This window comes from Rhodoferax antarcticus ANT.BR, assembly GCF_001938565.1.
Classification (GTDB): Bacteria; Pseudomonadota; Gammaproteobacteria; order Burkholderiales; family Burkholderiaceae_C; genus Rhodoferax; species Rhodoferax antarcticus.
In genome coordinates this window covers 758,218-785,068 of sequence record NZ_MSYM01000013.1, presented here as the reverse complement: position 1 = coordinate 785,068, position 26,851 = coordinate 758,218, and the positions used below count along the sequence as shown (strand labels likewise).

The 26,851-nt window shown below is 60.4% G+C and carries 20 protein-coding genes and 1 pseudogene; 8 read left to right on the top strand and 13 right to left on the bottom strand.

All coding sequences use genetic code 11. The features are described from left to right. Positions 1–34 precede the first annotated feature (34 nt). The 9 genes from cmr3 to BLL52_RS12425 form a co-directional block, all read right to left on the bottom strand. Entirely contained in the window at positions 35–1,195 is a 1,161-nt protein-coding gene (cmr3, locus tag BLL52_RS12465) for a type III-B CRISPR module-associated protein Cmr3 (RefSeq protein WP_075586937.1), read from the bottom strand. Continuing rightward, entirely contained in the window at positions 1,192–4,338 is a 3,147-nt protein-coding gene (gene cas10 / locus BLL52_RS12460; protein WP_075586936.1) for a type III-B CRISPR-associated protein Cas10/Cmr2, read from the bottom strand. Before cas10 ends, cmr3 begins: the two co-directional genes overlap by 4 nt. Further along, positions 4,335–5,480, bottom strand: coding sequence for an RAMP superfamily CRISPR-associated protein (locus BLL52_RS12455; RefSeq protein ID WP_075586935.1), 1,146 nt, complete (start codon positions 5,478–5,480; stop codon positions 4,335–4,337). The genes cas10 and BLL52_RS12455 overlap by 4 nt, the downstream gene beginning before the upstream one ends. Further along, entirely contained in the window at positions 5,480–6,652 is a 1,173-nt protein-coding gene (csm6, locus tag BLL52_RS12450; protein WP_075586934.1) for a CRISPR-associated ring nuclease Csm6, read from the bottom strand. The genes BLL52_RS12455 and csm6 overlap by 1 nt, the downstream gene beginning before the upstream one ends. A 66-nt stretch (positions 6,653–6,718) precedes the next feature. Beyond that, positions 6,719–7,414 (bottom strand): ABC transporter ATP-binding protein, encoded by a 696-nt coding sequence (locus tag BLL52_RS12445; protein WP_075586933.1) that lies wholly within the window; start codon positions 7,412–7,414, stop codon positions 6,719–6,721. Between the two features lie 6 nt (positions 7,415–7,420). Continuing rightward, positions 7,421–8,239, bottom strand: a complete 819-nt coding sequence (locus tag BLL52_RS12440; protein ID WP_075587243.1) for an ABC transporter ATP-binding protein — start codon at positions 8,237–8,239, stop codon at positions 7,421–7,423. After that, positions 8,236–9,489, bottom strand: coding sequence for a branched-chain amino acid ABC transporter permease (locus BLL52_RS12435; RefSeq protein ID WP_241839142.1), 1,254 nt, complete (start codon positions 9,487–9,489; stop codon positions 8,236–8,238). Before BLL52_RS12435 ends, BLL52_RS12440 begins: the two co-directional genes overlap by 4 nt. A gap of 26 nt (positions 9,490–9,515) precedes the next feature. Continuing rightward, a complete protein-coding gene (locus BLL52_RS12430) occupies positions 9,516–10,421 on the bottom strand; it encodes a branched-chain amino acid ABC transporter permease (RefSeq protein ID WP_075586932.1) in 906 nt (301 codons plus the stop codon). Between the two features lie 24 nt (positions 10,422–10,445). Further along, positions 10,446–12,089, bottom strand: a complete 1,644-nt coding sequence (locus tag BLL52_RS12425) for a 3-(methylthio)propionyl-CoA ligase (RefSeq protein ID WP_075586931.1) — start codon at positions 12,087–12,089, stop codon at positions 10,446–10,448. A 156-nt stretch (positions 12,090–12,245) separates the two neighbouring features. Between BLL52_RS12425 and BLL52_RS12420 the strand changes: the two genes are divergently transcribed. The 8 genes from BLL52_RS12420 to BLL52_RS12385 all read left to right on the top strand — a co-directional run bounded on the left by BLL52_RS12420 (position 12,246) and on the right by BLL52_RS12385 (position 19,833). Next, positions 12,246–13,721 carry a protein adenylyltransferase SelO gene (locus tag BLL52_RS12420; protein WP_075586930.1) on the top strand — a complete coding sequence of 492 codons (1,476 nt, stop codon included), beginning with the start codon at positions 12,246–12,248 and terminating at the stop codon, positions 13,719–13,721. 19 nt (positions 13,722–13,740) lie between these two features. Beyond that, complete coding sequence (gene msrB / locus BLL52_RS12415) at positions 13,741–14,148, top strand: peptide-methionine (R)-S-oxide reductase MsrB (RefSeq protein WP_075586929.1); 408 nt, start codon at positions 13,741–13,743, stop codon at positions 14,146–14,148. Then, a complete protein-coding gene (locus BLL52_RS12410; protein ID WP_075586928.1) occupies positions 14,145–14,693 on the top strand; it encodes a septation protein A in 549 nt (182 codons plus the stop codon). Before msrB ends, BLL52_RS12410 begins: the two co-directional genes overlap by 4 nt. Before the next feature lie 19 nt (positions 14,694–14,712). Beyond that, entirely contained in the window at positions 14,713–14,997 is a 285-nt protein-coding gene (locus tag BLL52_RS12405) for a BolA family protein (RefSeq protein WP_075586927.1), read from the top strand. A 55-nt stretch (positions 14,998–15,052) separates the two neighbouring features. Further along, entirely contained in the window at positions 15,053–15,838 is a 786-nt protein-coding gene (locus BLL52_RS12400) for a foldase protein PrsA (RefSeq protein ID WP_075586926.1), read from the top strand. Between the two features lie 126 nt (positions 15,839–15,964). Further along, complete coding sequence (locus BLL52_RS12395) at positions 15,965–18,004, top strand: peptidase U32 family protein (RefSeq protein ID WP_075586925.1); 2,040 nt, start codon at positions 15,965–15,967, stop codon at positions 18,002–18,004. Between the two features lie 224 nt (positions 18,005–18,228). Continuing rightward, positions 18,229–18,654 carry a CopG family transcriptional regulator gene (locus BLL52_RS12390; protein ID WP_075586924.1) on the top strand — a complete coding sequence of 142 codons (426 nt, stop codon included), beginning with the start codon at positions 18,229–18,231 and terminating at the stop codon, positions 18,652–18,654. 30 nt (positions 18,655–18,684) lie between these two features. Next, positions 18,685–19,833: an extracellular catalytic domain type 1 short-chain-length polyhydroxyalkanoate depolymerase gene (locus tag BLL52_RS12385; protein ID WP_075586923.1), complete on the top strand. Its 1,149-nt coding sequence runs from the start codon at positions 18,685–18,687 to the stop codon at positions 19,831–19,833. A gap of 13 nt (positions 19,834–19,846) precedes the next feature. Here the strand turns inward: BLL52_RS12385 and pssA are convergent, their stop codons facing one another. From pssA to purL, 4 genes and pseudogenes are all read right to left on the bottom strand, one after another. Next, entirely contained in the window at positions 19,847–20,473 is a 627-nt protein-coding gene (gene pssA / locus BLL52_RS12380) for a CDP-diacylglycerol--serine O-phosphatidyltransferase (RefSeq protein WP_075586922.1), read from the bottom strand. 70 nt (positions 20,474–20,543) lie between these two features. After that, complete coding sequence (locus tag BLL52_RS12375) at positions 20,544–20,972, bottom strand: GNAT family acetyltransferase (RefSeq protein ID WP_075586921.1); 429 nt, start codon at positions 20,970–20,972, stop codon at positions 20,544–20,546. A gap of 123 nt (positions 20,973–21,095) precedes the next feature. Continuing rightward, positions 21,096–22,346: pseudogene (locus tag BLL52_RS12370) on the bottom strand (BaiN/RdsA family NAD(P)/FAD-dependent oxidoreductase); the annotation flags it as partial. Positions 22,347–22,473: 127 nt separating this feature from the next. Next, on the bottom strand, positions 22,474–26,736 hold the full coding sequence (purL, locus tag BLL52_RS12365; protein ID WP_075586919.1) for a phosphoribosylformylglycinamidine synthase: 4,263 nt from the start codon (positions 26,734–26,736) through the stop codon (positions 22,474–22,476). Between the last annotated feature and the right edge of the window lie 115 nt (positions 26,737–26,851).

The following is a 26,851-nucleotide window of genomic DNA, read 5'->3' as shown; positions in this document are numbered from 1 at the left end:
AAATAACGGTGACAGCAAAAAAAACAGTTTTAAATTAGTTCCAGGCACCTAGCAGGGCGCGGTTGTAGCCCTCGGCGCGGCGCATGGCTTGGTTGGCATCCAGAGTGTCGGGCCACAGACCACCATCGACCCACGCGGCAAGCTTGTCAATGTCGCCCTCAAACTGCTCAAACCAGTAAACGCTACCAGCTGGCACCGCCGCTTGGGCTGGTTTGGGTGCCCACTGGTGCAAGTCCCAACCGCTGATCACGTCGCGCCGACCCAGTGAGGCGCAAGACAAAATTGCACTGTATCCCTTACCAGATAAGCGCAAGCCGCTATTGTTTTGTTGAACAATGCCTTCCGGCAACCAACCTTGGCTGAAGATCGCCGGGGTTTGCAGGATGAGTCGGAAACGTTTTTTGGCGGTGATCGAATCGGGCCGTTTGGGGGGTGTAAATTGAATCTGCTGGTAGTTTGCGCTGCGGCCATCGCCACCCAGGCGCAGCACGCCTTTAGTCGGGAGTAAGTTGGCAGCGCCTTGAATGCCGACCAAAAAACCGGTGCTGGGGCTGAAGGCATAGCCTTCGGTGGTGTAAATCTGCCCTTCCTCAGCGGTGCGGGCGTCCAAGTTCAGGCCAATACCCAGACGCGGGTCGCGCTGGTACAGGTGGCTGCTTGGCACGCCATGCGCCTGTTCCGGCATTTGGCCTTGCAGGTGCAAGTTCAGACCCTTGCCGCGCAGATAGATGCCGCCGGTCGGTTTTTCTTGCTTGCCAGAAATAAGGGTGGCGCGTTGGGGTAAGTCACCGGCGGACTGCACGCCTTTCGTTAGCGGGCGTGGTTCCAGTTTGGTGAAGGTTTTGCCCAGCATGAGTAGGTCGGCGGGCAGCGGTGAAAGCGGTTCAGGTTTGGGGTCGGCTTCGGTGCCCGTATTGCCCGCCAGTGACAACCAGGTGATGCAAAAGTCGCCCGGCGCGGTGGGTGTACCCAGGCATTGCGCCAATTGCGGGTTGGTACAGCGCCCGGCAGCGACAAAACTGGCGAGTTGCGCTGCATCTTTGCCCAGCAAGGCCGAACGGAATGCTCCGGCGAAGAGGGATGGCGGTGGTGGCATCAGGCTGGTGCCGTGCTCACCACTGTCGCCAAACGCCAGGTTACCGCGCACAAACAGGCTGTCGGTCGGGCGCACGTAAAAGTAAGTGGTGGTGCTCATGCGCTGGCTCCGGTGATTTCAGGCTTGCCCTTTGGCACTGGCTTGTCGGGCCGAAAAGCCCTGGCCTCGCGGGCGAAGAATTCGCTGGTGACCAAAAAATTGTCAATGGCGCTGCGTGGCTGTTGTGGCTTGATCACGTCGCAGACAAAGTTGACGACCGCATGGGCCAATAGCCCGACCGCATCCTTTTCTTCTTTGGTTTGTCGTTTGAATTGATAGGCCAAGGAATGCGCCATTTGTTCACGCCACGTCTTGCTTTGGCAGTCGCTGGCCTCATCGGTCAAGCCTTCAAACCAGAGTTGCGCCCGGTAAATGGCTCCGCGCGAAAAGTCGGTCAGCGCCAGTTGTTCTGCCAGTTGCTTCATCAGTGCCAGCGCACTTTGCCCGGTTTGCGGAGTCTGATCGTCAGCCACCGGCCACCACGGGCTGGTGACGTTGACCTCGCCACCACCGCGCTTGAGCACGCGCAGGCAAAAGGCATCGCGGTTGATGTCATCGCCTTTGCCGTCCTTGCCATGGGGAGTGTTTTTGGCGCGGCTCTCGGCAGCGCGCAGTTCACGCATCACCATGCCCAAGGGCGCGCTGTGGTGGGCGACGACGGCCCCCATCGAAGCAGTGGCCTTGTGGCCCATCAGCGTCATCAGGCGGCCATCGAGCAGGCCAAAGCCTTTGTCAAGAAGCAGCTTGCGTTGTTTACCGCTGCCACCAGCGCGCAGTGCACCAATGCGTTCGCCCAGGCCCATGCTGTCATCGGGTGCAATGCCGCTGTAGGCCAGGCGCAGCAACTGCATGCAGTCAAACAAGTCGTCCACAGCCACCAGCGCCAGCACGTCGTCGCCACCGGCGTACAGCAGCTTGCCCTTGCAGCAGTCTTCCACCACATGGCGCGCCAGCCGGGTCGAGAAGTCGTTGAGCGCCTGCGAAATGGCACCGTGTCGGCCGGGCGATACCGGGCGTTTGGTGTTGAGATAAGCGGTAAGCGTTGGGTTGCTGCTTTCGTGCTTGGCCATTTCACCCAGCACTTTGCTGTGCCAAGTGTCGCGGTAGGCCAGTTTGTAGGCGTCTTCGTTACCGGCCAGCCAGCCGCCCATGCGGTCGCCGTCCATCAAGATCAAGGCGTAGTAGGTTTCGGGCTTGGCACCCAAAATGCGTTGGAGCGCGCCTTCAAACTCCCGCAGATCGCCGTCGGCATCGCGCTGGGTGGATTCTTTCAATGCGTCCAGCGCTGCGGGCAAGCGTTTGAACACGTCGACCGCGCGCTGTTGCAGCGCCCGGTCGCCCTTGAAATGCTCGCGTACTTCACGCAAGACGGATTTGGGCAATGTGGCCGACTCGCTATCTTGGTCGAAAACCAGTTCTTCAAGCGCGGCGAGTTTGGCACCATCGAGCCCGTTCTGTAGCGCCCGGGTCATCGTGGTAGACAGCGCCAGCGCGTGCGTGCTGACCACAAAGCGTGTGACGTGGCCCTCAGTCAGGTCGCTTACGCGTTTGGCAAACAGCGTGGGCCACAGGCGTTTGAGGGTGGCAATGGCACCCAGGTGTTCACCCTTCTTGACCCAAGAAGGCTTTTTCGCGGCCAGCTTGCCCCAAACGCTGTGGGAAGCGCGCTCGGTGCGCGAAGCACCCAGCAGGCTCCGCCCGTCTGGCAGGCTGCGTGTGTCGGTCAGCCATTCGGCCTCGCCCGTCAGGGTGCAGCGGTGGCCTTCTTCCAGCATCGGGACAAACGGCCGCGTGGCTTTGGCGGCACCCAGCGCACGCTCGGCTAGCTCGTAGACCGCCGGGTAAAGGATGCCGGTGTTGGGCTCAAAGAATTTGAGTCCATTGAGCTTGAGTTCTTTGGTGAGCACTTGCCAGGTGGCCTCCTGAAACACGCCTTGCTCCTTAAGTTTTGGGTGAATGCTGTCTAGCGCCGTGTGCAGTTGCTTGGCTGCGCTGATGGCATCTTTGTAGTCATCGCCTTGACCCACGGGCCAGGTGGCCGCAGCCCAATAAGCTTCGGGGAAACCGGCCAATTGCGCTTTGATCTGGGCTCGGGTGACATCGGTAAGCGCCATACCTGCGGTTTTGAAGGTCAGCTCGGCCGCTTCAATCGTCCAGTTTTTTGCTGCGTTTCTGATAGCTGCTATCGCAAGTTCAGCAAGGGCTGCAGCCTGTTTAGACGGGACAATCGCCATGAATTTGTTGGGCAGGCTGGCGGCAAACAGCGGGTTGGTGTCGGTGTTGTCGCTGAGCAGCTCCGAGTCGATGTTTTCAAATAGTTGCTTGAAGGCATCGCCACCCGCCTCGGGGCTCATCAACCACTGGTCCACCACCGGCACGCCGCGCAGGGCGGGGAACACCATCACGTCCGGCCCGAGGTGGCTGACAATGGGTTTCATGGCCTCCCACACCAAACTGGACAGTAGGTGCGAACCGGCCCACAAATCAGATGTTGAGCGTGCCTGCCCAATAAAGCCCTGCACCGGGCCAAAGCTCATCACCAGCAAGGCAGGTTGGTCCGGGTGGCCATCGTTATCCACGGCTAGTGCAGTGTGAATGGCAGACACTGTGTCCACATGCGACCAGATGCTGTGGTCCGGCGTGCGTGAGTCGGCGGGCAGCATGGGCCAGAGCGCACCGATCTGCTCAGCGTCTGCACCAAGTTCTGGGCCAAAGCGCCAGAAGGCCAGAAAGGTTTTGCGCAGGTCGTCATCGTCCTCTTGAATCAGGCTCTCAAAATGGGCTTGGCTGACGGTTTTGATGTGCTCCGCATCAATAGCCAAATCGAGCGAACCCAGATGGAGGGTTTCACCCGACAAGGGGTGAATCAGCTCAGGCACTTTGGCGAACTTGACGGATTCAAATTGTTGGTAGCCTTTTACATCGTCACGGCGCGGCCAATTGGGGCGGTCGGCTGCAGCGGCCAGGCAATCCGCTGCATGGACTGACTTGTCTTGCTTGAGTTTGTCGTAGTCGAGCTTTTTCCAGATGCCATTGACTTTTCGCATGGCGGGCTGCGTTGGCAGGCCAAGCTCTTTACCGATGGCGACAATGCTTCCGCCCTCATGCCCGACCGGATCGCGCATCAGCACCAGTTGCTTTTCAGCCGGGTCGTGCAGCCAGGCGGCGAGTTTTTTGGGGTAGTTGGTTTTATGGATGGTCATGCTTGAACTCCCTTGATCCGCAGCAAGCCTTTACTTCTTTCAACGTCTAACAAATGATGTACCTCTTGCCAAACCAAGCGCGCGTCAGGTAAATGCAGCTTGTGCGCCATATGCAGCGGAGTTGTAGTGGGAAAATGGGCGATGGTTGCGGTGAAGCCCGTTTTCCAGCGATGTACCTTAAAAACCACTTGATTGGCCATGCGTCCTTGATCTTTCCAGCCGGAGGCGTCCACTTTGTGCTTACTGCCAGCCGGATAAGCCAAGATATGTCGCGGCAATGGTTGCGGATGACCCTCTTTGCCACCCCCGTGTTTATGAAAGCTGAAGAATTCAGAAGTACGCACCGCAATTTTGATGCGGGCGAGTTCCCGCATTGCGTCCTCCCACTTTACAAAAGGCTCAAGAGGCAACTTGCCGTCTTGGTTTCTTGGACCCAGCTGGAATAGCCTCCAGACCAAGGGGGCGGTGTCATCCGTACCAAGGGCAGCGCGCCAATCGCGACTGAGGCAGTCTGTCAGTGAAAGAAGTGGGGATGTCTCCATCAGAAAGTTTGCATTGGCTAAATCTGAAAAGCCGAGCACTGATTGCTCGCCAGACGGTGCCTCCAAATGCAAGGAGCCCCACCCATTACGCGACCGTGAACCCAAGGTGCCAAACCACGCGACCAGTTGCATGGCCTTTCGCAGGTCGGCTCCATGCTCGATGGGACATCGCAATTTGAGAGCGATGGGTGCGCTGGAGCCGGGTTTGATGGCACTGCGCGTTTGACCTCCAATGGGGCCATAACCCAAGTAAAGGTTCGCGCCTACCTTTCCACCCGGAACCTCGGTGTGGCTTACCATCTCCCCGGTGGGAACGGAAGTTAACCCACCCGCGTCCCAGCTCGAAAGCCTCAACTGCACCTTGGATCGCCCGCCACCCGTGGAATCCGCGTCACTCGCCCCGGCGCTGCCGAACAATTCGTTCTCCAAGCGCAGCAAAGCGTGGTGGTCATAGCCCACGTCAGGCGCTTTCACCACCCGCCACCACTGCCGCAGCAGCGCCTTGAACGGCGGCGTGCGCCACTGGGCTTGTTGTTCGGCATTACCCAGAAAAGCGGGTGTATTGAAACTGACCTGGTAGGTCAGCGTTTGCATGGTCATCAAATTTCCTCCTTGAACGCCACATCTTGAGCAAATCGTACAGCATCTGGACTCAGGGTTAGCGCGTAACGCCTCGGTCGCGTGCCGCCGTCGCTGATGCGATAAGCCGCAGCGGCGGGGCCCAGTGCGGTTTTCAAGCGTCGCTCCAGCTTGGATTTGCGTTGTGAAAAATAATCGCCGTCCATGCCGTCTTTTAACGCCCGTTCGGTGGATTCGATGTCAGCCAGCGTGCCGGTGATGCGACGGTATTCGCGCAGGTAACGTTTGGCCCAGATCACGTCGGGTACATCCTTGGTGGGAGCCGCCAAGGGCTCCAGCCCTTGCAGTGTTTGGCGTGCAAACACCGCCAGCAGGGCCAGCTCAGCCGGTGGCAAGTCCACCTCACGCCCACCCGCGTGAATGCATTGGCGCGCCAGGTCCAGCGTCAACTGCGCTGGGGCCATCGACGCATTCACGGCAGCCACGGTGTCGTTGAAGCTGGCCACACCGGATAGCAAGTTGGTGGGCAGGCCGTGGCGCAGACTGACAAACGGGATTTCGGCCAGCGTGACTTGCGCCAGCGCGGTGTCGGCCAGTTGGCCGTCGCGGGTTTGCAGCACCCGGCTGTAGGGCGTGGGGTAGAAAAAGTCGTAGCTCGATTCAAACGGTTCGCTCACCAGCACATGGCTCAGGCGGTCTTGTGGGCGACCAAACAGGCTCAGGGCGTAGCCAAGGTAAAAACCCATGGTTTTGCGACCACCGGCAATCGAGGCATGCAGTGCGCAACCGCTGTCGGCGGTGATGCTTCTGACTTGCGCGGTGATGAAGTCTGCCGCGGCGCGGTTGTCGGCGGGGCTGCGGATGTCGTTCATCGGTTGGCCTTTGGCATCGCGCATGATGTGGATGTGCCTGCGGTCAAACTTCACACCAGGCAGGTGGTAGTCTTTGCAGAGCTTGTGAAACCAGCCCAAGTCGTCGCTGAGCAAGGAGAGTTCGGCGCGACGGGCACCCTCGGCGCTGGTGATCAGGTGGACTTCCGTGGGGATGAACGGCGCAAATTCGTCAGCCGCCAAGGCATACAACGTTTCGGTGACGATTTGCGGGGTGAGGCCGCTTACGGCCAGTAAAACGCGACGTGGGTAGGTGGCTGGCAAGGGCAACGAAGTTTGGGGTGTGACAGCTTGATGTTTCATGCCGCACAGTTTAGGTGTGGCACTAGGCCAAACCAGCTGCGGCAAGCTTGCCACCGGCACCACTAATTACACCGCCAGCCACTCCTGGCGCACCGCGTGATCTTGTAGCAGCGCCTCAGGTGGGCCTTCAAAGACGATGCGGCCCTGGCCCATGACCAAGCAACGGTCTGACACATCCAGTGCGATAGTGAGTTTTTGCTCAATCAGCAGCACCGACACACCTTTGGCCTTGAGCGTTTTCAGAAACGCGCCCACTTGCGCCACCAGCTGCGGTGCCAGGCCCTCGGTCGGCTCGTCGATGATGATCAGCTCGGGGTTACCCATCAACGTGCGGCTCAGGGCCAGCATTTGCTGCTCACCGCCTGATAGCACACCGGCTTTGACGTTCAAACGCTGTTGCAGTTGCGGGAACAGCGCCAGCATGTCTTCCAGACGCCAGCGGCCCACTGGCTGGCCGGGCTTTTGGCCGAGCAAGAGGTTTTGTACCACCGTCAAATCAGCAAATACATCGCGGCTCTCAGGCACATAGCCCAGCCCGGCACGGGCGATATCAAACGTTGTCTGGCCCAGCAACTCACGGCCCTGCCAGGTGATGCTGCCCTGCGCTGGCACCAGACCCATGATCGCTTTGGCCAGCGTGGTGCGGCCCGAGCCATTGCGCCCCAGCAGCGCCACCACTTCGCCCGCGTTCACCAGCATCGACACACCTTGCAGCACCTGGCTTTTGCCGTAACCCGCCGTGAGCTTGTGAATAGTCAGCATGGTGCGTCACGCTAAAACGGTTTGGTCAGCGCATGATGCCAACGGCACCGCGCCCAGATAGGCTTGCTGCACCAGTGGGTTGGCGCGCACCGCATCAGGCGTGCCAAAGGCCAGCAACTCGCCTTGAACAATCACTGCAATTTTGGTCGCTAACCCAAATACTACGGACATATCATGCTCTACTATCAGTAGCGTTTTACCTGGCGTTAGCGCGGCAATCAGCGTCATGAAATGGCTGGTCTCAGACTGGCTCATGCCTGCTGTGGGCTCATCGAGCAGCAGCACGGCTGGGTCGCTGGCCAGCGCCATGCCCAGCTCCAGCGCGCGTTGCTGGGCGTAGCTCAGGTGCTGGGCGGGCGTGTCACAGGCGTCGACGAGTTGCAGGCGCTGCATCAGCGCACGGGTGCGATGGTTGGTGTCGGTCTGGCTGGCCAGCAGCTTGCAGAAGGCGTAGCCCAGGCCCTGCTGCCACAGCATCGCGCAGCGCAGGTTTTCAAACACGCTCAGCGTGGGAAACAGCTGACTGATCTGAAAACTGCGCGACAGGCCCTTATGGTTGATCTCAAAAGGTTTTTTGCCGTCAATGCGGTCCCCGCCCAGCCAAATCTGGCCGCTACTGGGTGCATGGCGGCCGCTGATCAAGTCAAACAGCGTGGACTTGCCCGCGCCGTTGGGGCCGATGATGGCCACGCGCTCGCCGGTCTGCACCGTCAAGCTGATGTCGCGAACGATCTCGGTCTGGTCAAAACGCTTGTGCAGGGCTTTGAGTTCCAGCGCGGGAGCGTGCGAGGCTGCGTTTGCCTGTGGGTCAAAAGTGCGCGTCATGACGCCACTTTCTGCGCCAGTGCGCGCCTGCTTGCCAGCCACAGCCCCGCGCCCAGCAGGCTCACCACCCCGCAGCCGGCCCAGCTAACCGGGCTGCGCGCATCCAGCGTCACTCCCAGCAGCAACAGGGTGGGCGCCAGCACATCCGCTTGTTGCAAGCGAAAAGTCATCTCAACCCATATATATAAAGGGCCAACAGCTATTAAAGTCGAAGCAGCCAACGCCAGCTGCGTTGGCCACAGCCGCCGCCACGCACCCTGACCGGCCTGCCGCCACAGCGCCACCAGCAGCCCGGCCAAGCCACCGGGCGCGACCATCACCGTCGCCACAAACACCACACCCAGATACAGCAGCCAGGCGGGGGTAAGGCCCGGTAACAGCCCTAAGCCCAACACCATCAGCACCGCGCCCAGCACCGGGCCAAAGAAAAAAGTGGTGCCACCGATAAAGGTGAACAGCAGATAAGCCCCCGAGCGCTGCGCGCTAAAGACCTCGGCCGTCACTATTTCATAGTGCAAGGCCGACAAACCGCCAGCGATACCAGCAAAAAAGGCCGCCATCACAAACACCATGTAACGCACCTTCTGCGGGTTGTAGCCAACAAAGGCCACACGCTGTGGGTTGTCACGCACCGCGTTCAGCAGGCGCCCCAGCGGCGTGCGGGTCAGGGCATACATGAGCGCGGTGCAAACCAGCGTGTACAGCGCAATCAGGTAATACAACTGGATTTGCGGCCCAAACGTCAGGCCGAGTGGTGCGCTGCCCGCCACCCGGTTGCCCGACACCCCGCCCTCGCCGCCAAAAAAACCCGGCAGCACCAAAGCAGTGGCCCAAAGCAGCTCGCCCATGCCAAAAGTGATCATGGCAAACGCGGTGCCTGCACGCCGGGTGGTCACCCAGCCCAGCGCCAGCGCTAGAGCGGCACTGCCCAAACCGCCTACCAGCGGGATCAGACTCACCGGCAGCGGCCAGCCGTCAGTGACCCTGTTCAAGGTATGAATGGCCAGAAACGCACCCAGACCCGAATACACCGCATGGCCAAAACTCACCATGCCGCCTTGCCCCAGCAGCAGGTTGTAGCTCAGGCAGACGATGATGGCGATGCCCATCTGGCTCAGCAGCGACTGGTTCAGGCTGCTGGTCAGCAACAGCGGTGCCAGAGCCAGCAGCAGCGCATAAGCACCCCATACCAGCGCCTGGGGAAGCTTGTTGGGATGCTGTGTGACCGCCAAGTCACTGGGGCGATTCACTTCAGCCCCCACAACCTGACCATCGCTCAATATGCACCATGACGCTGCGCGCTCCCCATCAAACCCTGTGGCCGCAGTATCAGCATCAGCACCATCACCGCATAGGGCAACACCGGGGCCAGCTGGCTGATCTTCAGTGGGAGCGCAGGCAGCAGCGCCACGTCCAGCGCCACCACAAAGGTCTGCAGCAGCCCAATCGCCATCGACGCCACAAACGCGCCCTTGAGCGAGCCCAGCCCACCCACCACCACCACCACAAACACCACGCCGCCCAGCGCCTGAGCCATGCCCGGCTCAGTGACAAACGCATTGCCGCCCAGCACCCCTGCCAGCCCAGCCAGCGCACAACCGACCCCAAACACCACCGTGAATACCCGCGGCACGTTGTGCCCCAGCGCCTGCGCCATGTCCGGTTGCGTCAGCGCCGCGCGAATCACCAGCCCGGCGCGGGTACGCACCAGCCACGCCAGCGCAGCCAGCACCAGCAGCGTCACAGCCATGATGAACGCGCGGTACATCGGGAACTGGTTGTCAAACAGGGTAAACAGTGGCCCGTCAAGCGCTGGCGGCACCCGGTAATCGACCGAGCTGCGGCCCCAGATGAGTTGCACTAGCTCCACCAGGATGTAAGAGAGGCCAAAGGTGATCAGCAGCTCGGACATGTGGCCAAAACGACGCACCAAGCGCAAGCCCAGGCGCTCAAAGGCGGCGCCTAGCAGCCCCACGCCCAACGGCGCCAGCAGCAGCGCCGGCCAAAAGCCCAGCCAGCCACTCAACGTGTAGGCCAGATACGCCCCCACCATATAAAAGGACGCGTGGGCGAAGTTAAGCACGCCCATCATTCCCCAGATCAGCGTCAGCCCCGAACTCAGCAAAAACAGCAGCAGCCCGTAGCTGATGCCATTCAACAAAGACAGGGTAAAAAACGCCATGCAGTGCGGTGTGCCAAGCAGCGCCTAGCGCAGATCCGGCAAAACGTAATCTTTGAGCAGCTCGCGCAGCTTGCTCTTTTGCATCTTGCCGGTGGCACCCATTGGGATGGCTTCCATGAAAAAGACATCGTCCGGCACCTGCCACTTGGCGGCTTTGCCTGCATAAAACGCCAGCAGTTCTTCGCGGGTGCACTCAGCACCGGGCTTTTTCACCACCGCGACGATCGGGCGCTCGTCCCACTTGGGGTGCTTCATGCCAATGCACGCTGCCATGGCAATCGCCGGGTGCGCCACGGCGATGTTTTCGATGTCGATGGAGCTGATCCACTCGCCGCCGGACTTGATCAGGTCTTTGCTGCGGTCGGTGATCTGCATATAACCATCGGCATCAATGCTGGCCACGTCGCCGGTGGGGAACCAGCCGTCGATGAGCGGCATCACGGTCTGGGTGTCTCCCTCGCCCTTGAAGTACTCGCGCAGCACCCACGGCCCTTTGACCAGCAGGTCGCCGCAGCTGCGGCCGTCCCACGGTAGCTCATCGCCCTCGCCGTCGACGATTTTCATGTCGATACCGTAGAGCGCTCGGCCCTGTTTGAGGTGCACCTTCACCTTGTGCGCGTCCGACATCGACAGGTGTTTATTTTTGAGCGTGCACAAAGTTCCCAGCGGGCTCATCTCGGTCATGCCCCAGGCGTGCAGCACTTCCACGCCATACAGGTCGTTGAAGGCGGCAATCATGGCCGGTGGGCAGGCCGAGCCGCCAATCACCGTGCGTTTCAGGCTGGAGAATGTGAGATTGTTGGCCTGCATGTGACTCAGCAGCATCTGCCAGACGGTGGGAACACCGGCCGCGTAGGTGACTTTTTCAAGCTCGATCAGGTCATAGACCGATTTGCCGTCCATACCGGGACCTGGAAACACCAGTTTGCACCCAGTGAGCGCGGCCGAATACGGAATGCCCCACGCGTTCACATGAAACATCGGCACCACCGGCAGGATCGCGTCGCGCGCCGAAATGCACATCACATCCGGCAGCGCCGCGGCGTAAGCGTGCAACACCGTGGAACGGTGGCTGTACAGCACCGCCTTGGGGTTGCCGGTGGTGCCACTGGTGTAGCACATGCTGGATGCGGTGTTTTCGTCCAGGTCCGGCCAAGCGTAGGTGGTGGGCTGCACTGCCAGCAGGGCCTCGTAACTTTGCAGGTTGGGGATGCCGGTGTCTGCGGGCAGTTTGTCGGCATCACACAGCGCCACCCAGTGCTTCACGCTGGGGCATTTGCTGTGGATGGCTTTGGCGATGGGCAGAAACGTCATGTCAAAACACACCACCTGGTCTTGCGCGTGGTGCATCACCCAGGCGATCTGCTCGGGGTGCATACGCGGGTTGATGGTGTGTAGCACCCGCCCGGAGCCGCTGACGCCAAAATACATCTCCAGGTGGCGGTAGCCATTCCAGGCGATGGAGGCGACACGCTCGCCCGGCTGCAGATGCAGGGCGTCCAGCGCGTTGGCGAGCTGGCGCGACCGGCTGGCCGCCTGTTTGTAGGTGTGGCGGTGAATATCGCCCTCAACCCGGCGAGACACGATTTCGCCCTCGCCATGATGGCGATCAGCGAACTCGATCAGCGACGAAATCGTCAAGGCTTGGTTTTGCATCAATCCCAACACGTCTCGGCTCCTCTTAGGTTTAATTTAGCCACGCATCGTACTGCGAAATCCAGGCCCAAAACCGTACCAAAACCATTGGCTGACAGCGCCTGGCAGCCATTTTCCGGATGCCCCTTTCAGCGCAGGGTTTGTCGCCACCACCCCACAATGCGGCCCATGAACGCGCCCGCCACCTCTTTGCAACTGGTCAAAACACCACTGGTCTGGAACAACCGGTTTCACCGCCTGGGTGAGCGTTTTTTTACCCCGCTGGCACCGCAACCGCTACCCAAACCCTATTGGGTAGGCAAAAGCCAAAGCGCCGCCGCGCTGCTCGGGCTGAATGATGGCTGGACAGATTTGCCCGGCTTGCTGCAAGCGCTCTCGGGCAACCAGCCAATCTCGGGCACCCAGCCGCTGGCCAGCGTTTACAGCGGTCACCAGTTTGGCAACTGGGCGGGGCAACTGGGCGATGGCCGGGCGATTTTGCTGGGCGAGGCACAGGGCTGGGAAATCCAGCTCAAAGGCTCAGGCCTCACGCCGTATTCACGCATGGGCGACGGCCGCGCCGTGTTGCGCAGCAGCATCCGCGAATTTTTGTGCTCTGAAGCCATGCACGCGCTGGGCGTGCCCACCACTCGGGCGCTGTGTGTCACTGGCTCCGATGCACCGGTGCTGCGCGAAACCCTGGAAACCGCCGCCGTGGTGACGCGCCTCGCCCCGAGCTTCATCCGCTTTGGTCACTTCGAGCACTTTGCTAGCCGCGGCCAGGCCACTGAACTCAAGACACTGGCAGACTTTGTCATTGACAACTTTTACCCAGCCTGCCGCAGCCAGCCAACACTGGGTGACAACGCTTACGCCACATGGCTGCAGGCGGTGGTTGAGCGCACCGCGGTGATGGTGGCGCACTGGCAGGCAGTGGGGTTTTGCCATGGCGTGATGAACACCGACAACATGAGCATTCTGGGCTTGACCATGGACTACGGTCCGTTTGCTTTTCTGGATGCGTTTGACCCTGGCCACATTTGCAACCACACCGACCGCGGTGGGCGTTATGCGTTTGACCAGCAGCCACAGGTCGCCAACTGGAACCTGTTCGCCCTGGCGAGCGCGTTGCTACCGCTGATTCAAGACCAAGCGCTGGCGGAACAGGCATTGAAAGCTTTTGACCCAACCTACGCACAGCATTACCAGCAACTGATGTGCGCCAAACTCGGGCTGGCCCAGACAGCCGATACCGCGTCCCTGATCAAAAGCACGCTGGCGCTGCTGAGGCAGGACCGGGTGGACTACACCATCTTTTGGCGCCGCTTGAGCCACGCCCGCTTGAGCCAAAACTTCGAGCCGGTGCGCGATCTGTTTATCAGTCGCTCCGCCTTTGATGACTGGATGCTGCGTTATTCAGAGCATATAGCGCAATCAGCACAAGTGCTAGAGGCTGATTTGATGCTTAAATTGAATCCGAAGTTTGTGCTGCGCAACTACCTGGCCCAGGGCGCCATCGACGCTGCCCAGCGCAAAGATTTCACCGGCGTGAGCAGCCTGTTAAATGTGCTGTCATGCCCGTATGATGAGCACCCCGAATTCGAGCAGATGGCTGGTTTTCCACCCGACTGGGCCAGCCATATCGAGATCAGTTGCAGCTCATGAACCCAATTGAGACGAAAAAATGACGTTCCCCATCCAGAAAACTGAAGAGCAGTGGCAAGAAGTCCTGAAAGAAAAGGGCGCCGAACATGGTGCCTTCTCTGTCACGCGGCAGGCAGCCACCGAGCGTGCGTTTACCGGCAAATATGAGCGCCACTGGGCCGACGGCAGCTACCACTGCATCTGCTGCGGCAACAAGCTGTTTGATGCAGACACCAAGTTTGACGCGCACTGCGGCTGGCCAAGCTTTTCGCTGGCCGTGCCTGGCGCCATCACCGACATCACTGACCATAGCTTCGGCATGGCGCGTGTTGAAACCGTGTGTGCCCAGTGCGGCGCACATCTGGGTCATGTGTTTGACGACGGCCCCACACCCACTGGCTTGCGCTACTGCATGAACTCGGCCTCGTTAAACTTCGAGGCTTCATGAAAATACTTATCGACTTCTTTCCCATCCTGCTGTTTTTTGGCGCGTTCAAGCTTTACGACATTTACATCGGCACCGGCGTGTTGATGGCCGCCACGGTGGTGCAAATGGCGGTGATCTACGCCATCGACAAAAAGCTGACCACCATGCACAAGATCACCCTGGCGCTGATCCTGGTGTTCGGCACACTAACGCTGGTGCTGCAAGACGAGCGTTTCATCAAATGGAAACCCAGCGTGTTGTACGCGGCCATGGCCATCGGGCTGGGCGTGGCGGTATGGGTTTACAAAAAGAACTTTCTCAAAGCGCTGCTGGGCAGCCAGCTGACCCTGCCAGAGCCGGTGTGGATGCGCCTGAATGTGCTGTGGATCGGCTACAGCGCTTTCATGGCCATCATCAATGGTTACGTGGCGGCCTATTTCAGCACTGATGCCTGGGTTAATTTCAAAATCTGGGGCTATGCCTTTCCGCTGGTTTTCCTGGTGGGCCAAGGTTTTTACATCGCGCGCTACTTGACGGAAGAAGAGCCGAAAAGCCCCGCACCCTAAGCCACCCCCCCATCACCCTATGACCACCATCCTTGCACCCACCGCAGCCCGGCTGCAGCAGCGCCTGCAAAGCGTACTGCAACCCAGCGCGCTGGAAGTGATCGACGAAAGCGCCCAGCACGCTGGCCACATTGGCGCCAACGACAGCGGTGCGGGCACCCACTTTCGGGTGCGAATTACCTGCCAGCAGTTCGTTGGCGAGCGGCCCGTGACAAGGCATCGGCTTGTGTATGATGCGCTGCAAGATTTCTTGGACCAAGGCCTGCACGCGCTGGCCATTGAAGCCAAAGTTCCCACCTGCTAACTAATGCAATTCCAAAAACCCCAACCCTCGCTATTTTGAAACTCAGGAAATTTTCATGAAGAACAAACTCCTTACAAGTTTTGCGCTGGCCGCCCTGGTGGCGGCCATGTCCCCACTGGCCCAGGCGCAAAACCTGGCCATCGTCAACGGCAAGGCGGTGCCTCTGGCACGCGTGCAAGCCCTGAGCCAGCAGGTGCAGCGCTCCGGCCGTGAAGTCACCCCCGAGATCGAAAAACAGATCAAGGACGAAGTCATTGCCCGTGAAATTTTTATTCAGGAAGCCCAGAAACAAGGCCTAGACACCACCGAAGACTACAAAGTGCAGATGGATCTGGCCCGCCAGACCATCCTGATCCGTGACCTGTTCACCAATTTCCAGAAGACCAACGCCGTAACCGACGAGGAAGTCAAAGCCGAATACGACAAGTTTGCCGCTGCCAATAGCGCCAAGGAATACAAGGCCCGCCACATCCTCGTTGAGACAGAAGCTGAAGCCAAAGCCATCATCGCCCAGCTGAAAAAAGGCGGGAAGTTCGAAGACATCGCTAAGAAGTCCAGCAAAGACCCGGGCTCTGGTGCCAATGGTGGCGATCTGGACTGGGCACCCGCTGGCAACTACGTCACCGAGTTTTCCCAGGCGCTCACCGCGCTGACCAAAGGCAAGTTGACCACTACCCCGGTCAAATCCCAGTTTGGCTACCACGTCATCCGCCTAGACGATGTGCGCGAGGCCCAATTGCCCAAGATGCAAGACGTGAAGCCGCAGATTGCTGAGCAACTGCAACAGCAAAAACTGGCCAAGTTCCAGACCGACCTGCGCGAGAAGGCCAAGGTCGAATAAACGCCGACCTGACTCAACTAAAAAAGCGGCTCATGAGCCGTTTTTTTATTGACACTTAGCCCGGTAGCCTATTGGGCACTGGCAACCCAAGCGGGGTTTTGGCACGCCCAACGATAATCGTGACACATGTCCCTGCCTGTCCACCACGTTGAACTATTAGCCCCCGCGCGTGATGCCGCTATTGGCATGGAAGCCGTCAACCACGGCGCCGACGCTGTCTACATTGGTGGACCCGGCTTTGGCGCCCGGTCGAGCGCTGACAATTCTGTAGCAGACATCGCCCGCCTGGTAACGCACGCACACCGTTTTAACAGCCGGATTTTTGTCACCCTCAACACCATCCTGCGCGACGACGAGCTGGAACCGGCTCGCAAGCTCGCCTGGCAGCTGTATGACGCGGGCGTGGACGCGCTCATCATTCAAGACATGGGCTTGCTGGCGCTTGGCCTGCCGCCGCTGCAGCTGCACGCCAGCACCCAATGCGACATTCGCACGCCTGAGAAAGCACGTTTTTTGCAGGATGTGGGCCTGAGCCAGATCGTGCTGGCACGCGAACTGACGCTGGAGCAGATTGCCGCTATCCGTGCCGCCACTTTGCCCGACCAATGCGCCATCGAGTTCTTTGTGCACGGCGCGCTGTGCGTGGCCTACAGCGGCCAGTGTTACATCAGTGCCGCACACACCGGGCGCAGCGCCAACCGCGGCGAATGCAACCAAGCCTGCCGCCTGCCCTACCAGGTGATTGACGACAAGGGCCGCTTTGTGGCGCATGACAAGCATGTGCTCAGCATGAAAGACAACAACCAGAGCGCCAACATCGCCGCGCTGGTGGACGCTGGCGTGCGCAGCTTCAAGATCGAAGGTCGCTACAAAGACATGGCGTATGCGAAAAACATCACCGCCCATTACCGCACGCTGCTCGACGAGGTGATTGAAGAGCGTCAGCACACCGACAACCCGCTCATGCGCGCTAGCAGTGGCAAAACCACCTTTACCTTCACGCCCGACCCGAACCAGAACTTCAACCGCGAGTTCACCGACTACTTTGTCAATGACCGCCAAGACACGATTGGCGCGTTTGACTCGCCCAAAAACCCTGGCCAAGCCATCGGCCATGTGCTGCAAACCGGCCCGAACTGGGTCGAGTTAGAGCTCACCAGCCGCACCACCGAGCTGCACAACGGCGACGGCCTGTGCTACTACGATCTGCAAAAAGAGCTGGTCGGCCTGGCCATCAACCGCGCCGAGCTCATCAGCGCCAAAAAAGCCCGCTGGCGGGTGTTCCCCAAAGACGCGCTCGACACCCTCAAAGACCTGCGCGCCGGGGTAGAAGTCAACCGCAACCGCGATGTGCACTGGCTGCGCCAGCTGGAGAAAAAGTCCAGCGACAGGCGCATTGGTGTGTGGGCGAATCTGCTGGTGCTGTCAGACGCGGTGCAACTGACCCTAACCGATGAAGACGGCCACAGCGCCACCGTGCAGCAGCCTTTCCCCGCCGCCAACCGGCAGGAAGCGCTCGATGCAGACGCCGCGCTGGAACAAGTCCGCAGTCAGCTCAGCCGCCTGGGTACTACGAACTTCATAGCTATCAGCGCAGAAATTACCTGGGCTAGAGGCCAATTTAGTGCCATAGTTTTACCCAGTTCCCAGCTCAATACTTTGCGCCGCGACGCGGTGGAGCAACTGGACACCGCACGTGCTACTGCCTTCACCCGCCTGCCGCGCGCCACGCCGGTAGAGCCACCTGTGCCCTATCCGGAAGATTCTTTGAGCTATCTGGCCAATGTCTTCAACCAAAAAGCACACGACTTTTACGGCAGACACGGCGTGAAAGTCATCGCCCCGGCCTATGAGGCGGTGAAGGAGTTTGGTGAAGTCAGCCTGATGATCACCAAACACTGCGTGCGCTTCTCGTTGAGCCTGTGCCCCAAACAAGCCAAGGGCGTGACCGGGGTGCAAGGTTTTGTCAAAGCCGAGCCGCTGCAACTGGTCAACGGCCGCGAAAAACTAACCCTTCGCTTTGACTGCAAGGCCTGCGAGATGCATGTGGTGGGCAAAATCAAGCCGGGCGTGGCCAAGCAGTCACGCCAGGAGCTGGCTGAGGTGCGAAACGGCGCACCGCTTGTCTTTCACAAAAAACACCCGCTCACACCTTTCGGGCACTGAAGCCTGCCTACACGGAGAACCGCACTCGCGACGCAGGGTGCGCAGGCCTTAGACCTTAAAGAGACGACCAACGGGTCGACGCGCAGGATTTTCTTCAGCTTTTTAGACAGCCCGCCTTTTGGGCGGGGGCGACCCTCGCCGTTAACCTTCAATACCATCTTCATCACATGGGATTGCAAAAAACATCCACCGACCATCCGTATGGATGGTGCTAGGATGGCGGTATGAACCAAATCACCACCCAGACCCCGGCCAAGCTCAAGCTCGCGGAGTCGGAAAAAATCACCATCAATCTCGGCTTTGTCGATCTGGGGCAGATTGACCTGCTGGTAGCCGAGAGCTTTTACAGCAACCGCACCGACTTCATCCGTACCGCCATCCGCAACCAACTCAGCACGCATGCAGATGCTGTGAAGCAGGTGGTGGCACGCAAGACGCTGGTGCTGGGCATGCAACACGTCAGCGCCGCTGACCTGCGCGCCCTGCAGGCAGCCAGGCAGATGCTAGAACTGCGCGTGCTTGGTCTGGCCGTTATCGCTGCCGATGTCACTCCCGAACTGGCTCTGGCCACCATCGCGTCGATTGAAGTGCTGGGCGCGCTACAAGCCAGCCCTGCCGTGAAGACCGCGCTGGCTGATCGCCTGCGCTGACCCCTGCCGAACCACCCAAGGAAAGATCTCATGAACACCAAATTACAAAACCTGATGCGCCAAGCCACCCAACTGACGCAGTCGGGCAACCTGTCCGAAGCCACTGAGGTCATTCAACGTTTTTTGCGCGGCAACGTCCCGGACCCGGTCCCCACCGCTGCACCTGCGCACTCCAAAGAGTCGCCTTTGGTGCTGGATGACTGTGTCTTTGAAGTGATAAAGCCGGTGAGCGAGCCTACGCTTGACACCCGCAAAACCGCTCACACCGCCCGCCCAAACACCGGCGCCAGCGGAGAATTCACCAGCGGGTCGCACACCCACGCTGGCCTGACACGCCGCTACAAGCTCTATGTGCCACCGGGCCACGCAGGCAAAGCGCTGCCGCTGGTGGTGATGCTTCACGGTTGCACACAAAACCCGGACGATTTCGCCGCAGGCACCGGTATGAACCAGCGCGCCCAGGCGCAGGGCTTTTTTGTGTTGTACCCGCAGCAGTCGTCAGAGTCTAACCCGCAGGCCTGCTGGAGCTGGTTCAAACACAACCACCAAAAGCGTGGCATGGGTGAGCCCGCGCTCATCGCCAGCCTGACGCAAGCCGTCATCCAGCAATACGCCCTGGACGCTCGCCGCGTTTATGTAGCGGGTCTGTCAGCCGGTGGTGCGATGGCCGCCGTGCTGGCTGGCGCCTACCCCGACATTTATGCCGCGGTCGGCGTTCATTCCGGGTTACCAGCGGGTGCCGCCAGCAACGTGGCGCAGGCGCTGTTGGTCATGAAAAGCGGTCACTCTGGCATTTCCCTGCCTGGCAAACGCCGCCAGGCTGGCGCGCCAACGGCATCAGAAAAACACCCACCCATCAACATCCCCACCATCGTGTTTCACGGCGACGAAGACAAAACTGTGCATCCACGCAATGGTGAGAAATTGATTGCCGCCGTTCAAGGCCACGCCGCGGCTGGCGCACAGTTGGAGCAAGGTGTGAGTGCCCACGGGCGGCGTTACACCCGATCTATCCGGCACGGTGACTCAGGCAGCACCATGAGTGAACACTGGCTGGTACATGGCGGCGGACACGCCTGGTCAGGTGGTCTGGCAGCGGGGTCGTACACCGACAATCACGGCCCCGATGCCACCGGCGAGATGCTGCGCTTCTTTTTCAGCCACCAGCTCAAAGCCTGAGCCTATTCCTGAATTAGAGTTTCGGGATACGGATGCGGCTCACCATCAAAGAGCCTGACACCGCAAACATCAGCACCAGCGGGTGCAGGGTGAAGCCACCCAGCATCACCTTGCCAAACCACAGCGACTCGTGCAACGCCCCTTGCCAGGCCGCCAGAAACAGCACAAACACCAGCAGCAAAGATGTGGGAATGGGCGTGCCTTCAAAAAACTTCACCTTGCCCTGACCCTGCGACAGCGCCTCGGCGGTGATGTTGTAACGCGCCAGGCGCGACACGCCGCAGGCCACAAAGGCGGCCAGAATGACCCGGTCATACAAACCCTGCATACCGCAGCCATAGGCGATCAGCGCCGGCGCCACACCAAAAGAGATCACGTCGGCCAGCGAATCGAGTTCGCGCCCGAGTAGCGATGTCTTTTGCCGCCAGCGGGCAATGCGCCCATCCAGCACATCAAACACAAACGCCGCCAGCACCAGCGCGCAGGCAAAGTAAACGTGTACGACGTCGCCGTTTTGTAAATAGGTCATGATCGAAAACATCGCCCCCATGCCGCACACCGCATTGCCCAGCGTGAACCAGTCGGCCAGGGTGAACTCGCGAATCATGGAGAAAGGCTTTTTTGTATCGTTGGTACTCATGCCTTGAGGTTACCCGACTCTGACACCGTCAGCGTGCGGTGCAGGAATCAGTTTGGGATAAGCACCTCGCCTAAGGAAGGTTCTGGCTGAGCTTTTTGCCCATGCTGACGCGCGGCTCGACCGCATACCCCAGCGCTTCGTAAAACGCCACCGACGCGTTGCCAGCGATGAGCTGCAGGTTAATCTTCAAACAGCCGCGTGCGGTCAGTGCCTGCTCGGCAAAGTGAACCAGCGCTTTGCCCAGACCCTGCTTGCGGTGCAGCGGATGCACTGCCACCGCATACAACCAGCCCCGGTGACCGTCGTAACCGGCAAGCACGCTGCCGACCACCGTGTCACCCTGCACGGCTACAAAAAACAGGCCGTCTGGCACCGCCAGCTTCTTGTCAATGGCCAAGCCTGGTTGGTTGTGGCTGTCTTCGTAACCGAAGACGGTTTCCCATAACGCAATCACTTGCCGCCGGTGAATGGCGTCGGTGTAGTCGATGATGATGTGCATGATGGGTAGGTGTGTTGGGAGGGTTAGTCTAGGCGATTGGGATATGCGCTCTGACGGAACATATTAAGCACGCGGCCAACACATCTTGAATTGACGGCGACTCAGCAGCTGAACGCCCTGTATTCAGGGCACAGGCAACAGTTTTTTTGCCAGCCCTTGAGCGCAGGCAAAACCACTGGCCCACGCCCACTGAAAGTTATAGCCGCCCAGCCAGCCAGTCACATCGACCACCTCGCCAATGAAATACAGACCGGGTTGGCGCGACTCCATGGTTTGGCTCGATAAAGCCGTGGTGTCGACACCACCGGCAGTGACCTCGGCTTTTTTGTAACCCTCTGAGCCCGTGGGCGTGATTTCCCAGCGGGTCAGGCCCTGGGCCAGCGCCGCCAAGGCTTTGTCGCTGGCTTCGTTGATTGGGCGCTGCCAGTTGTGGCTTGCCTGATCGCCCAATGTGGTCCAGGTGTCGGCCAGACGGGATGGCACCAGAGCGGCCAATTCGTTGGCAATCAGCTTGCGGGACGTGGCTTTGGCATGGCTGAGTTGCTGCAGCAGCTGGGTGTTCGGGGCCAGGTTCAGGCGGATGGGGGTGCCAGCTTGCCAGTAACTGGAGATTTGCAGCACCCCAGGGCCGCTCAAGCCGCGGTGGGTGAAAAGCAAGTCTTCGGCAAACGCGATGGTCGATTTTTTACTGCCGGTCTCGATCTTCACCGGCAAGGACAGGCCTGACAGTTGAGCAAACGGGGCCCAAGCATCGGCGTCAAAGGTGAGCGCAACCAGCGCCGCTCTTGGGGTGACAACGGGCAGATCAAACTGTCGGGCAAGTCGGTAGCCCAGATCGGTCGCGCCAATCTTGGGAATCGACAGGCCGCCACTGGCCACGACCAGTGCCGCACAATGCACCGTGCCTTGGGTAGTATCTATTTCATAGCTACTGGCGCTTGTTCCATAAGGGCTAGAGGCCAAAAACCCTATATTTTTGACGCCACAAGGCTGCCAGCGGGTGACGCCGCCAAGTGCGCACTCTGCGAGCAGCATGGTGATGATGTCCTCGGCGGATCGGTCACAAAAGAGTTGCCCCTTGTGCTTCTCGTGAAACCCCACCTGGTGCTTTTGCAACAAGGCGGTGAAGTCGCGCGGGGTGTAGCGCGACAGCGCTGAGCGGCAAAACCGCGGGTTATCGCTCAAAAAATTGTTGGGCCCGGTGTCCAGGTTGGTGAAGTTGCAGCGGCCGCCACCCGAGATGCGAATTTTCTCTGCCACCGTCTTGCTGTGGTCGACCACCAGCACCTTCAGTCCCAGTTGCCCCGCGACCCCAGCACAAAACAAACCGGCAGCACCGGCGCCCACAATCACGACATCAAACTTTTCCATGAACTGAAGTTTAGATGCTGCTCAAGCACGAGGCCTGCCTTGACCGGTCTTCGACCTGCCGTGCGCAGGGCGTTAAACACTCAAAAATAGCGAGAGCCAGGGCCACAGGGCGACATGGCTGCAGGCCTATCTACCCCACCCACCGGCGGGCATTGCGCCACAACTGCATCCACGGGCTGAACGCTGACACGTCTTGGTTGGTCCAACTCATCTGCACGTTGCGCAAGACGCGCTCGGGGTGCGGCATCATGGCGGTGAAGCGGCCGTCTGCGGTGGTGACTGCGGTCAGGCCGCCGGGGCTGCCATTGGGGTTGAAGGGGTATGCCTCGGTGGCGGCGCCTTGGTTGTCGGTGAAACGCATGGCGGCGATGGCGCGTGCCGCGTTGCCACGGTGCTTAAAGTTGGCGTAGCCTTCGCCGTGCGCCACCGCAATCGGCAGGCGGCTGCCGGCCAGGCCTGCAAAGAACAGCGAGGGTGATTCCAGCACTTCAACCATGCTCAGCCGCGCTTCAAAGCGCTCGCTCTGGTTGGTGGTGAAGCGTGGCCAGTCTTGTGCGCCGGGAATGATGTCGGCCAGTTCGGCAAACATCTGGCAGCCATTGCACACACCCAGGCCAAAGGTGTCAGTGCGGCCAAAAAAGGCTTTGAACTGATCGGCCAGTGCTTCGCTGAAAGTGATCGAGCGTGCCCAGCCAATGCCAGCGCCCAGCGTGTCGCCATAGCTGAAGCCGCCGCAGGCCACCAGGCCTTTGAAATCGGCCAGATTCGCGCGGCCGCTCTGCAGGTCGGTCATGTGCACGTCAAACGCTTCAAAACCCGCCTCGGTGAAGGCGTAGGCCATTTCCACATGTGAGTTGACGCCTTGCTCACGCAGCACGGCCACCTTGGGCCGGGCCAGAAGAATGGCCGGTGCCGCTACAGATTTAATATCTGCCTGCGCTTGTTCCATAAGGGCTAGCGCCTGATTTGGCATATAAACATGCATGCCGGTATCAGCCGCCACACCAGCGCTGACGTGCTCGGCATCGGCACAGGCGGGGTTGTCGCGCTGCTGGCAAATCTTCCAGCTGGTGGCATCCCACACCTGGTGCAGGTCAGACAAAGTAGCGCTGAAAATCACCTTGGCGTCACGCCAGATTTGCAGCTCGCCCACGCCAGACTGAATGGCTGAATCTGCCGGGCGGGTTTTGCCAATGACGTGGCTGTGCAGACTCAGGCCATGCTCGCGCAGGGTTTGGATGACGGCGCTGCGGTCTGCGGTGCGCACCTGAATCAGTGCGCCCAGCTCTTCGCTGAACAGCGCTTTCAGCGTCAGCTCGGTGCGGCGTGCGCCCACCTGCCCTGCCCAGTTTTTGCTGTCGCCGACGTCCATGCGGCTGTCAGAAATGCCGTCGCCTTCGGTGACCAGCATGTCCACATTCAGGCTCACGCCCACATGCCCGGCAAACGCCATCTCGCAGGCAGCAGCAAACAGGCCGCCGTCGCTGCGGTCGTGGTAGGCCAGGATCTGGCCGCTGGCACGCAGCGCATTCACCGCGTTGACCAGGTTGATCAGGTCTTTCGCGTCGTCCAAATCAGGCACCACATCACCCATCTGGCCGAGCGTTTGCGCCAGGATGCTGCCGCCCATGCGGTTTTGGCCGTGGCCCAGGTCGATCAGGATCAGCGAGGTGTCGTCCGTGGCGTTGAGCTGCGGCGTCAGCGTGCCGCGCACATCGGCCAGCGTGGCAAAGGCGGTAATGATCAGGGAAACGGGTGAGGTGACCTTTTTGGCTTCGCCGCCGCTACCGGAGGGGCTCGTCGATTCAGTCCATTGCGTGCGCATAGACAGCGAATCCTTACCCACGGGGATCGAAATACCCAGCGCCGGGCACAGTTCCAGGCCGACGGCTTTCACGGTTTCATACAGCGCGGCGTCTTCGCCCGGCTCGCCGCAAGCGGCCATCCAGTTGGCAGAGAGCTTGACGCGGTCGAGCTCGATCGGTGCGGCCAGCAAGTTGGTGATGGCTTCAGCCACCGCCATGCGGCCCGATGCGGGTGCGTTGACCGAGGCCAGCGGCGTGCGCTCGCCCATGGCCATGGCTTCACCGGCAAAGCCTTTGAAATCAGCCAGCGTGACCGCCACATCAGCCACCGGCACCTGCCAGGGGCCAACCATTTGGTCGCGGTGTGTGAGGCCGCCCACGGTGCGGTCGCCAATCGTCACCAGAAAGCGCTTGGAGGCCACGGTTGGGTGCGCCAGCACGTCGATGGCCACTTGCTGCAAAGTGACGTCGGTCAGGTTAACGGGGGCGAATTTGCGCGCCACCGTCTTTACATCGCGGTGCATCTTGGGCGGCTTGCCCAGCAGCACGTTCATCGGCATGTCAACTGCGACCCCCACGCTTGTCACTGTGTGTACTGCGCTGCCCCCCGAGGGGGCTGCGCTTGCTTGGGGCGGCCCGGCGCGGCGAGTTTCAGCCCCCACGTTCGGCACTGGCGTGTCCTCTCTGCCCCCCGAGGGGGCTGCGCTTGCTTGGGGCGGCCCGGCGCGGCGCGCGCCATCCTGCCCGTCTGGTGCCTTTGGCAGAGACAAATCGACATCGCCTACGATCAAGTCGCGTGCCTCGGTGGCCACGCCCACCACCGCAAACGGGCAGCGTTCACGCTCGCACAAGGCTTTGAACTGCGCCAATGAATCGGGCGCAATCGCCAGCACATAGCGCTCCTGGCTTTCGTTCGACCAGATTTCTTTGGGCGCCATGCCGGACTCTTCCAGCGGCACGCTGCGCAAATCGAACAGCGCGCCGCGCTGGGCGTCGTTGGTCAGCTCGGGGAACGCATTGCTCAAACCGCCCGCGCCCACGTCGTGAATCGCCAGAATCGGGTTGCCGCGCCCGGCGGGGCCGCCACCTGTACCTTGCAGCCAGCACTGGTTGATGACTTCCTGCGCACGGCGCTGGATTTCGGGGTTGCCGCGCTGCACCGAGTCAAAGTCCAGATGCGCGGCGTTGGCGCCCGAAGTCATGGAGCTGGCCGCACTGCCGCCCATGCCAATGCGCATGCCCGGGCCACCCAGCTGGATCAACAGGCTGCCCGCGGGGAATTCGATCTTGTGCGTCTGGGTGGCGTCAATCACGCCCAAACCGCCAGCAATCATGATCGGCTTGTGGTAGCCGCGCTGCATGGTGTCGACATCGCTGGTGACACTTTGCTCGTACTCGCGGAAGTAACCCAGCAAGTTGGGCCGGCCAAATTCGTTGTTGAACGCCGCGCCGCCCAGCGGGCCGTCAATCATGATTTGCAACGGACTGGCGATGTGATCGGGCTTGCCATAGGTGCCGCCCCAGAGTTTGGAGACGGTGAAACCGGTCAAGCCTGCCTTGGGCTTGGAGCCCCGGCCAGTGGCGCCTTCGTCACGAATCTCACCGCCGGCACCAGTGGCCGCGCCGGGGAAAGGCGAGATGGCGGTGGGGTGGTTGTGCGTTTCCACCTTCATCAAAATGTGTTGGAGGGCGCTTTCTTTTTCATAGCTGGCTGCGCTTATTCCACTTGGGCTAGAGGCCGATTTGGCACTAAACCTCTCAATCTGCGCCCCGGTCATCACCGAGGCGTTGTCGGAGTACGCCACCAGCATGTGCTGCGGATTCGTCTGGTGCGTGTGGCGGATCATGCCAAACAGGCTGTGGGGCTGCGCCACGCCGTCGATGGTGAACTCGGCGTTGAAAATTTTGTGGCGGCAATGCTCGCTGTTGGCCTGGGCAAACATCATCAGCTCCACGTCGGTGGGGTTGCGCTGCAGCTGGGTGAAGGCATTGACCAGATAGTCCATCTCGTCATCAGCCAGCGCCAGGCCAAACTCGGTGTTGGCCGCCAGCAGCGCAGCTTTGCCGCCTTGGATCACATCCACATGCGCCATGGGGGCGGGTTGCAGCTCGGTGAACAGGCCCAAAGCCTGGGCGCGCTCAAACATGGCGCTCTCGGTCATGCGGTCGTGCAGCAGGTTAGCCACCTTGGCGAGCTGCTCGGTGGAAAGCGTGGGCTTGGAGAGCAGCCCGCTTTTCAGGGTGACGCGGTATTCCACCACGCGTTCGGCCCGGTGCACGGGCAGACCGCAGTTGTGCGCAATGTCGGTGGCTTTGGAAGCCCAGGGCGACACGGTGCCAAAACGAGGCGTGACCACGATCAGCGCACCGTCTGACGCGCCGGTGTAGGGGTCGCCATAGGTCAGCAAGGCTGCCAGCTGTTGCTGAAGTTGCGCAGAAGGCGCCGCATCAGAGGCGACCAGATGCACAAAGCGCGCGGCCACACCATTGATGCGCTCGTGCACGGCTTGAAGTTGCGGCAAAAGTTGCTGGACTCGAAACGCGCTGAGAGCGCTGCCGCCCTCGAAGTAGGTAATTTGCAGGGTCACGGTGCGGGCCTGGTGAAGAGCTATCGGATGGAAAGAGGTGACGGCGCAGGCGCTGACTGGGCCTGGCCATAAAGCCGCTGATTTTATCAGCGCCCCCCCAATGGGATAATCCCGC